The organism is Sphingomicrobium marinum, from assembly GCF_026157105.1.
In the GTDB taxonomy this organism is placed as follows: domain Bacteria; phylum Pseudomonadota; class Alphaproteobacteria; order Sphingomonadales; family Sphingomonadaceae; genus Sphingomicrobium; species Sphingomicrobium marinum.
Window position 1 is genome coordinate 100599 of sequence record NZ_JANPVQ010000001.1, and the last position, 9402, is coordinate 110000.

Sequence of the window (9402 nt, forward strand, 5' to 3'; positions counted from 1 at the left end):
CTTATCGGTCTTCGCCGGCCACGATTCTGCGATCGGGGCCGGGCAGGCCGATCCAGTAGCCAAGTTCGGCGATGCTCTCCACCTGCCAAACGCAAAGATCGGCAACTTTTCCGGCAGCAACGGTTCCGCGTTCATGCGCCAGCCCCAAGGCACGCGCGGCATGGAGCGTGGTGCCCATGATGGCTTCTTCGGGCGTCAATCCGAACAGCGTCGTCGCCATGTTCATCACCAGCGGCAACGACAGGGTCGGCGAGGTGCCGGGATTGCAATCGGTCGCCACCGCCATTGCCACGCCGTGCTTGCGCATAAGGTCGACCGGCGGGACCTTTTCATCGCGCAGGCAATAGAAGGCGGCAGGCAGCAGCACCGCAATCGTCCCTGCCTTGCCCATTGCCCGCGCGCCTTCGGCATCGAGATGTTCGAGATGATCGGCGGAGAGCGCTTTGTAGCGCGCCGCAAGCGCCGCGCCCTTCTGGTTGGACAACTGCTCGGCGTGCAGCCGAACGGGAAGGCCATGCGCCGCCGCCGCCGTGAACACGGCCTCCACCTCGGCAGGGGTGAAGGCGATGTCGTCGCAATAGGCATCGACGCTCGTCGCCAGTCCTTCTTCGGCAACCGCGGGGATGGTCTGTTTCATGACCATCTCGACATAATGCTTGCGGTCCTGATCGGGCGGCATGGCGTGAAGCGCGAGCAGCGTCGGCACGATTTTGACGCCAGCATGACCGTCGAGCGCCTTGGCCACGCGCAGCATTTTCAATTCGGTCTCGGTATCGAGGCCGTATCCCGATTTTACCTCGACAACACTGGCCCCACTTCTGGCCAAGGCCTCCAGCCGCCGTTTGGCAGAGGCTAGCAACTGCGCCTCGCTCGCCGCGCGCGTCGCCTTGACGCTCGACAGGATGCCGCCGCCCGCCTCGGCAATCTCCTGATAGGTCGCGCCCGCGCGGCGCATCGCATGCTCGTCCGCGCGGTTGCCCCCGAACACGAGGTGCGTATGGCAATCGATCAGCGCTGGCGTGACGAGCGCCCCGTCGAGCGCCGTTGTCTGCCGCGCCCGCATGCCCGCAAGTTCGGTGCGCGGACCGATGCGCACAATCTTGCCGTCGACGATGCCAATGGCCGCGTTGCGGATGATACCGAGCGGATCGTCCCCGCTCGGCACCATCGTCGCCACGCTGCAATCTGTCAGAAGCCGATCCCACATAAGGGTGGCGATGCGCTTCCATCCTGCTATCCGTCAAGCATGGGATGGCCAAATCTCGCCGACTTGCTGCTGGATAGCGACCATGAGACGCCGATCGGGCTGGTCGGCGCGCCGCTCAGCCGCGGTTCGGTGACCGAAGGACACTGCGATCTGGCGCCCGATGCGCTGCGCGCCGTAATGCGGCGGATCGGCCGCTATGACATCGAAACCGGCCGAGAAATCGACAGCCCGATCTGCGATCATGGCAACGTGCCAATCGCAGGTGCGACAATTGAAGCGGCGACCGAACCCATTCGCGAAGCCACTGCGGCAGCGGTTGCGCGCCACCAACTTACCCTGCTGATCGGCGGCAATAATGCGGTCACGCGGCCGGGGCTGCACGCGCTTGGACTGCCGCTTGCGAAGGTCGGCCTGATCACGCTCGATGCGCATTTCGATATGCGCGACCTCGATGCCGGGCTTGGCAACGGCAACCCTGTCCGCGCGCTGATCGAAGATGGACTGCCCGGGGCAAATATCGCGCAGATCGGTCTCGCCCCCTTCGCCAATAGCGAAGCGATGCACCGCGACGCGCTGGAAGCCGGCAACCAGGTCATCACGCTGGGCCAGGTCGAGAAGGTTGGAATAGAAGCCGCTGTCGCTTCGGCGCTCAAGCATGTCGGGCATTGCGAAGCAATCATGCTCGATTGCGATATCGACGTGATCGATCGCTCTCAATTCGCCGCCGCGCCGGGGGCCCGCGTCCCCGGCATGCAGGCACGCGACTTCTTCAAGGCGGCGCGAATGCTGGCCGCGCACCTCAAGGTGAAGCTGATCGATCTTACCGAATGGGATCCGCCGCTGGACCCGAGCGACACGTCGGCACTGGTGGCAGGACGCTGGCTGGCCGAGGTGCTGGCCGGGTTCGAAGAACGCCAGGCCAGCACCTAGCCAACAATCAAGCGCGCGGTCCTAGTGGCCGACTCCCGGCGGCGGCGCGTCAAACGCCTCGCCATCATCGCCGGCCTTCTTGATCTTTTTCAGCTCATGCGTCGGACCGGCATCGCGCTCACCCTTGGCGAGCTTGAAGACCACGCCTGACAGCAACGCGAGCGCCAGCAGGTTGGGCAGCGCCATCGCGGCGTTGGAGATGTCACCCATGCGCCAGACGAGCTCGAGATCCTGGCTCGCGCCGACAAAGATCACGACGCACCAGAGCAGGCGCCAGATAAGATGCAGCACCTTCTCGCCCGCCACGCTGGCGCCCGGGGTGCGGTCATAGATGAAGGTGATCGCGCGTTCGCCGTAATAGCTCCACGTCAGCAGCGTGGTGAAGACGAACAGGATCAGCGCCACTGACGCGACCAGCGTGCCGAGCGGGATGCCGAACAGCAGCATCGGGAAGGCCGCGCCATAAGCGCCCGAGGTCATTTCAAAACCGTTGAGGCCCGACTGCCACGCATGCGCAACCGCCTGGCCTTCGAATTCGAAATTGCCGCGCACGGTCAGGATGACCAGCGCGGTCATGGTGCAGATCACGATCGTATCGATAAAGGTACCGAGCATCGCCATGCGGCCCTGCTGCTCGGGATCGTTGGTCTGCGCGACCGCGTGCGCAATCGGGGTCGACCCCTGGCCGGCCTCGTTCGAGAAGAGGCCGCGCGCCGCACCGGCACGGATCGCGATGATGATCATTGCGCCAAGGAAGCCGCCGCTGGCGGCTTGCGGATTGAACGCGCCGTAGAAGATCAGCCCGAAGGTTTCCGGAAGATCGCCTGCGTTGAGAATCAGCGCGATCAGCGCCATCAGGAGATAGGCCGCCGCCATGAACGGCACGACCCGTTCGGCCACCGAACCGATCGACTTGATGCCCCCGACAATGACGATGAAGACCGCGATTGCCACGATCAGGCCCGAAAGCCATTCTTCCAGGCCGAACAGTTCGCCGAAGCTGTCGGCGATCGAGTTGGCCTGGATCGAGTTGCCCGTGACCACCGCGCTAAACAGGGTGCCGAGGCAGAAAAGGATGGCGAGCCAGGTCCATTTCTTGCCCAGTCCCATCATGATGTAGGTCATCGGACCGCCGCGATAGACGCCGCTGGCGGCCTTTTCGCGGTAGCGGATGGCAAGGCTGCCTTCGGCAAAAGCGAGCGCCATGCCGATGATTGCCGTGATCCACATCCAGAAGATTGCGCCCGGCCCGCCAAGCGTGATGGCGGTCGCGACACCGGCAAGGTTACCCGTGCCGACCTGCCCGGACAGCGCGGTCGAAAGCGCAGCGAAAGGCGAAATTTCACCTTCGCCAGCGCTTTTGCGACCCGCAAACAGGCCCTTGAAGGCACTGCCCAGCTGGCGCAGCGGGTAGAACTTGAGGCCCACCATGATCCACAGGCCGATGCCGAACAGCACCAGTACCATCGGTGGCAGCGGAAGGATTTGCTCGCCCTCCCAGGTGCCACCCCAGATAAAGTCGGAAATGTTCGTGACGCGATCGATCAGCGCGACTTCATTGCTTGCAGCCATGTGTATGGGCCTCCCCGGCACTCGATTTGGTCAGATTGGTGACGGACGATAGCGGCGCTGCGGCCGATGGCAAGCGACCAAAGGGCTGACAGCCGCGTTTCGCGCTGTCACTGTCACCTGCATGACGCAACGGATCGTGATGGCGGGCGCGGGCAGCATTGGCTGCTTTGTCGGCGGGGTCCTGGCCCTGGCCGGGCGGGATGTCGCGCTGCTTGGGCGCGGCGCATTGGCGCAGCGCATTTCGCGCGAGGGGCTGCATGTCAGCGACAATGACGGCCTCGATGCGCACCTGACGCCGCAACAGGCACCGATGCATGTCGATCCCGCCTGCCTGACGCGCGCCGAGGTCATTTTCGTCACTGTCAAAAGCGGCGCGACGGCCGAGATGGGGAAAATCATCGCCGACCATGCGCCCGAGGACAGCATCGTTGTCAGCCTGCAGAACGGCGTGACCAACGCCGAGGTGCTGCGCGCGGCCCTGCCGCATCACGACGTGCGCGCCGGCATGGTCGGCTTCAATGCGGTGCAGACGCCGGACGGTCGTTTCCACCGCGCCACATCGGGCCCGCTCATGGCGGAGCGCGGCGATCCATCGCTGCGCGACCTGTTCGAGAGTGCTGCACTGACGCTGGACGAGCGCGCCGACCTCAAGCCGGTCCAGTACGGCAAGCTGCTTATCAACTTGAACAACGCCTTGAACGCGCTGTCGGGCATCCCGCTCAAGACCCAGCTGGAACAGCGGGACTGGCGCCGCCTGATGGCCGACCAGATCGAGGAAGGTATCGCCGTCCTGCGCGCCGAGGGCATCGATCCCGAGGCCGCTACGCCAATCCCGTCCAAATGGATGCCGCTGCTGCTGCGCCTACCCACAGCTTTGTTCAAGCTGGTGGCGCGCCAGACCTTCAGGATCGATCCCGAGGCACGCTCCTCGATGGCGGAAGATTTCGATCGCGGGCGCAAGACCGAAGTCGAAGCGCTGCAGGGCGCCATCATCGCCTTGGCCGACAAGCATGGTATCGCGGTGCCGCTCAACCGGTCGGTGCGCGAGGCGGTGCGGCACGTCGAAGCCCATGGCCCGCGCACGTTCACCCCGGAGGAATTGCGCGCATAGAAAAAGGGCCGCCCCGAAGGACGGCCCTTTCCCCGGCACGCTAGCTGGGGGCAAAATTAGGCGTGGTACTTCTTGTAGTTGATGTCGAAGCGATCGGCGTCCATCACCTTGGTCCAGGCAGCGACGAAGTCCTTCACGAACTTTTCCTCGTGCCCGTCCTCGGCATAGACTTCGGCGACCGCGCGAAGCTGCGAATTCGACCCGAAGACAAGATCGGTGCGCGTCGCGCGCCACTTCTCGTCACCCTTGAGGCGGCACTTGCCGATGAATTCCTCGTCGCCGCTTTCATCGACCACTTCCCAGACCGTGCCCATTTCGAGCAGGTTCACGAAGAAGTCGTTCGACAGCGTACCGGGCTTGTCGGTCAGCACGCCATGCTTGGTATTGCCGGTATTGGCGCCAAGCACGCGCATCCCGCCGAGCAGCACCGTCATTTCGGGCACCGAGAGGCCGAGCAGGTGCGCGCGATCGACGAGGAGATCCTCGGTCTTCACGCTGGCCTTGCCCTTCAGATAGTTGCGGAAACCGTCGGCCAACGGTTCGAGCGGTTCGAAGCTTTCGGCATCGGTCAGGTCCTGCGTCGTGTCGCCGCGACCGGTGGTGACATCGACCGAAATGTCGAACCCGCCATCCTTGGCTGCCTTTTCGATCGCCGCCGCACCGCCGAGCACGATGGCATCGGCCAGCGACAGATCGCCGCGCAGCTCGTCGAGCTTGCTGAGCACCTTGGAGAGCTCTTCGGGATCGTTGACCGCCCAGCCCTTCTGCGGCTCGAGCGCAACGCGCGCGCCGTTGGCGCCCCCGCGGTGGTCCGAGTTGCGATAGGTCGAGGCCGAAGCCCAGGCGGCTTTCACCAGTTCGGACACGGTCAGGCCGCTATCCAAGACCTTCGACTTGAAGTCGGCAACCGCGCTGTCGGAAGGCGTCGTGCCCGCCGGCACCGGATCCTGCCAGATCAGGTCTTCTTCGGGGACTTCCGGCCCGAGGTAGCGGACCTTGGGGCCCATGTCGCGGTGGCACAGCTTGAACCATGCGCGCGCGAAAGCATCGTCGAGCGCAGCCTGGTCGTCGCGGAAACGCTCCGAAATCTTGCGATATTCGGGATCGCGCTTCAATGCCATGTCGGCCGTGGTCATCATCGTCGGGACCTTTTTCGACGGATCGCGCGCGTCGGGCGCCATGTCTTCGGGGTCCGGATCGATCGGCTGCCATTGGTTGGCACCCGCGGGCGACTGCACCAGCTCGTAATCATATTTGAAGAGCAGGCGGAAATAGTCGTTGCCCCATTGCGTCGGATTGGGCGTCCACGCGCCCTCGATGCCAGAGGTAGTGATGTGGCCCTTGCCGATCTCTTCGGGATCGGTCAGCCAGCCAAAGCCCATCGTGTGGAGGTTTTCGCCTTCGGGTGCACGGCCGAACGTGTCCGACGGCTTGGCGCCGTGCGCCTTGCCGAAGGCGTGACCGCCGGCCGTCAGCGCGACGGTCTCTTCATCGTTCATCGCCATGCGCGCGAAGGTTTCGCGCATATCGCGCGCCATGCCTTCATCGTCGTGCGGATTGCCGCCCGGGCCTTCGGGATTGACGTAGATGAGACCCATCTGGATCGCCGCGAGCGGGGTTTCGAGCGCCTTGCCCTCATCGGGATTGATACGCGTCGGTACGCCTTCGTCGACCCACTGCTCTTCGGTGCCCCAATAGACGGTTTCGGGCTCGAACACGTCGCTGCGACCGCCGCCGAAGCCGAACACCGGGCCGCCCATCGATTCAATGGCGACGTTACCGGTCAGGATGAACAGGTCGGCCCAGCTGATCTGGTTGCCGTACTTTTTCTTGATCGGCCACAGCAGGCGGCGCGCCTTGTCGAGGTTGCCGTTATCCGGCCAAGAATTAAGCGGAGCAAAACGCTGCTGGCCGCTCGATGCGCCGCCGCGGCCATCGCCCGTGCGATAGGTACCGGCGGCGTGCCACGCCATGCGGATGAAGAAGGGGCCGTAGTGACCATAGTCCGCCGGCCACCATGGCTGGCTGTCGGTCATCAGGTCGGTGAGGTCCTGTTTGAGCGCCTTGTAGTCGATCGTGTTGAAGGCAGCCTGATAATCGAAGTCCTCGCCCCGCGGATCGACCGTCTTGCCGTGCTGCGTGAGGATCTCGAGATCGAGCGAGTCCGGCCACCAATCGCGATTGGTGCGGCCGAGCAGCGAGCGCATGCCGCCGCCGGTGACCGGGCAGCCGCTAAAGTCTTCGCCGGTTTTCTTGTCCATGGGGGAACCTTCCTGTTTTGAGAAAATGGATTTTCGAGTGCGGCATGCCCGCCGACCGGGACCAAGTCCAATTGATTGCGGCGATATGATTGATCGTCAGGGTCAATCACAGGGCGTCTTAAAAGTGACGCAGGCGATTAATCTTTGGCGAAAATTTGCCCTTTGTCAGCGAACGCCTTGAACTCGAGCGCGTTGCCCGACGGGTCACGCACGAACATGGTCCGCTGCTCGCCCGCCTCGCCGGCGAAGCGCGTGCGCGGCTCGATGATGAATGTCGCGCCCTTCTGCTTGAGCCGAGTCGCAAGCGCGTCGAAGCCTTCGAGATCGAGGATCATGCCGAAATGGAAGATCGGTACCGCGTCTCCATCGACGGCGTTGGTGGCGCCGTTCGCAGCCATGTTCGGATCGAGATGCGCGACGATCTGGTGCCCGGCGAGATTGAAATCGACCCAGGTTTCGCTCGATCGTCCCTCTGCGCAGCCCAACACGTCGCCGTAGAAAGAACGCGCCGCCGCGAGGTCGTGAACGGGGAAGGCGAGATGGAACGGGTTCATGTCTCCAGCTATTGCGCGATGCCGCATCGCTGGCAATGGTGGCGCCAAGGAGAGTCGTCATGGACCGCATCACACCGCCTGACCCCGACCATGTTCCGACAGCGGACGCGGAGCGCTACCAGTCGCTCTATCGACAGTCGGTAGAGCATGCCGATGCATTCTGGATGCAACAGTCGGCGCGGCTCGATTGGGACAGGATGCCAACAAAGGCGGGCAACTGGTCCTACGATCCGGTCGATATTAAATGGTACGAAGACGGCGTTCTCAACCTGTGCCACAATGCGGTCGATCGCCATGCAGCAGCGACGCCCGATCGCACTGCCATCCTGTTCGAACCCGACGATCCCGACGACGAAACGCGCCGCTTCACCTACGCCGAGTTGAAGACCGAAGTCGTGCGCATGGCCAATGCGTTGAAAGCCGGGGGCGTCAAGAAGGGCGACCGCGTCACGCTCTACATGCCGATGGTGCCAGAAGGCGCGTTTGCCATGCTCGCCTGCGCGCGCATCGGTGCCATCCACTCGGTCGTCTTTGGCGGGTTTTCGCCCGAAGCCCTGGCGGGCCGGATAGTCGACTGTGAAAGCCGGTTCGTCATCACCGCAGACGGCGGGCGGCGCGGTGGCAAGCCAATCGCGCTCAAGGCCAATGTCGACGCAGCGCTCGAACGCGACGGCGTCGAAGTCGATGCCGTTCTCGTACTGAGGCATACCGGCGACGATATCGATTGGCATGAGGGCCGCGATCACTGGCTGCATGACCTACAATGCGATGACGAGTGCCCGTGCCAACCAATGGCAGCCGAGGATCCGCTATTTGCGCTCTACACGTCGGGCTCGACCGGCAAGCCAAAAGGGGTTGTCCACACCACCGGCGGTTATGGCGTCTGGGCGGCGGCCACCTTCCAATACGTGTTCGACTACCAGCCCAGCGACATCTTCTGGTGCACCGCCGATATCGGCTGGATCACCGGGCACAGCTATATCGTCTACGGTCCGCTGCTCAATGGCGCGACGATGGTGATGTTCGAAGGCGTGCCCAACTGGCCCGATCATGGCCGCTTCTGGGATGTCGTCGACAAGCATGGCGTGACGATTTTCTACACCGCACCGACAGCAATCCGGGCGTTGATGCGCGAGGGCGACGAGCATGTCACCAAGCGCGATCGCTCTTCCTTGCGGCTGCTCGGCAGCGTTGGCGAGCCGATCAATCCCGAAGCCTGGCGCTGGTATTACGAGGTCGTGGGCAACAGCCGTTGCCCGGTCATGGATACCTGGTGGCAGACCGAAACGGGCGGGATCATGATCACCACGCTGCCCTATGCGCACGAAATGAAGCCGGGAAGCGCTGGCAAACCCATGTTCGGCATCCGGCCCCAGCTGGTCGATAATGGCGGCAAAGTCTTGGACGGCGCGGCCGAGGGCAATCTGTGCATCACGCATAGCTGGCCCGGCCAGGCGCGCACCGTCTACCGCGACCATGATCGCTTCGTGCAGACCTATTTCTCGACCTACAAGGGCAAGTATTTCACCGGCGACGGCTGCCGCCGTGACGACGATGGCTATTACTGGATTACCGGGCGCGTCGACGACGTCATCAATGTCTCGGGGCACCGTATGGGCACCGCCGAGGTCGAAAGCGCGCTGGTGCTGCACCACGATGTCGCCGAAGCCGCGGTGGTGGGCTATCCGCACGACATCAAGGGGCAGGGCATTTATTGTTATGTGACGACGAATGCGGGTGTCGAGCCCAGCGCCGAGCTCGAGACCG

The 9402-nt window shown here is 63.6% G+C and carries 7 protein-coding genes (1 of these 7 cut by a window edge); 3 read left to right on the top strand and 4 right to left on the bottom strand.

All coding sequences use genetic code 11. The features are described from left to right. Position 1: 1 nt before the first annotated feature. Entirely contained in the window at positions 2 to 1207 is a 1206-nt protein-coding gene (gene hutI, locus NUX07_RS00505; protein WP_265528059.1) for an imidazolonepropionase, read from the bottom strand. A 39-nt stretch (positions 1208 to 1246) separates the two neighbouring features. Between hutI and NUX07_RS00510 the strand changes: the two genes are divergently transcribed. Further along, positions 1247 to 2137: an arginase family protein gene (locus tag NUX07_RS00510; RefSeq protein ID WP_265528060.1), complete on the top strand. Its 891-nt coding sequence runs from the start codon at positions 1247 to 1249 to the stop codon at positions 2135 to 2137. 21 nt (positions 2138 to 2158) lie between these two features. Here NUX07_RS00510 and NUX07_RS00515 read toward each other — a convergent pair whose 3' ends face one another. Next, a complete protein-coding gene (locus tag NUX07_RS00515) occupies positions 2159 to 3709 on the bottom strand; it encodes an alanine/glycine:cation symporter family protein (RefSeq protein ID WP_265528061.1) in 1551 nt (516 codons plus the stop codon). A gap of 121 nt (positions 3710 to 3830) precedes the next feature. On the opposite strand from NUX07_RS00515, the gene NUX07_RS00520 reads away from it, so the two are divergent. Next, the gene (locus NUX07_RS00520; protein WP_265528062.1) at positions 3831 to 4820 is read left to right on the top strand and encodes a 2-dehydropantoate 2-reductase; all 990 of its coding nucleotides are present in this window, start codon (positions 3831 to 3833) and stop codon (positions 4818 to 4820) included. A 56-nt stretch (positions 4821 to 4876) separates the two neighbouring features. Here the strand turns inward: NUX07_RS00520 and katG are convergent, their stop codons facing one another. After that, positions 4877 to 7081, bottom strand: coding sequence for a catalase/peroxidase HPI (katG, locus tag NUX07_RS00525; protein WP_265528063.1), 2205 nt, complete (start codon positions 7079 to 7081; stop codon positions 4877 to 4879). Between the two features lie 137 nt (positions 7082 to 7218). Next, a complete protein-coding gene (locus NUX07_RS00530) occupies positions 7219 to 7635 on the bottom strand; it encodes a VOC family protein (RefSeq protein ID WP_265528064.1) in 417 nt (138 codons plus the stop codon). Between the two features lie 59 nt (positions 7636 to 7694). On the opposite strand from NUX07_RS00530, the gene acs reads away from it, so the two are divergent. After that, positions 7695 to 9402: the 5' portion of an acetate--CoA ligase gene (acs, locus tag NUX07_RS00535; protein ID WP_265528065.1), read on the top strand. Its footprint extends 215 nt past the window's final position; 1708 of the gene's 1923 nt are visible here — the first part of the coding sequence; it begins with the start codon at positions 7695 to 7697; its stop codon lies beyond the right edge, outside the window.

What these genes read in the sequence shown, in the direction of transcription:
- hutI (WP_265528059.1), bottom strand. Translation starts at nt 1,207, where the DNA reads ATGTGGGATCGGCTTCTGACAGATTGCAGCGTGGCGACGATGGTGCCG.
- NUX07_RS00510 (WP_265528060.1), top strand. Translation starts at nt 1,247, where the DNA reads ATGGGATGGCCAAATCTCGCCGACTTGCTGCTGGATAGCGACCATGAG.
- NUX07_RS00515 (WP_265528061.1), bottom strand. Translation starts at nt 3,709, where the DNA reads ATGGCTGCAAGCAATGAAGTCGCGCTGATCGATCGCGTCACGAACATT.
- NUX07_RS00520 (WP_265528062.1), top strand. Translation starts at nt 3,831, where the DNA reads ATGACGCAACGGATCGTGATGGCGGGCGCGGGCAGCATTGGCTGCTTT.
- katG (WP_265528063.1), bottom strand. Translation starts at nt 7,081, where the DNA reads ATGGACAAGAAAACCGGCGAAGACTTTAGCGGCTGCCCGGTCACCGGC.
- NUX07_RS00530 (WP_265528064.1), bottom strand. Translation starts at nt 7,635, where the DNA reads ATGAACCCGTTCCATCTCGCCTTCCCCGTTCACGACCTCGCGGCGGCG.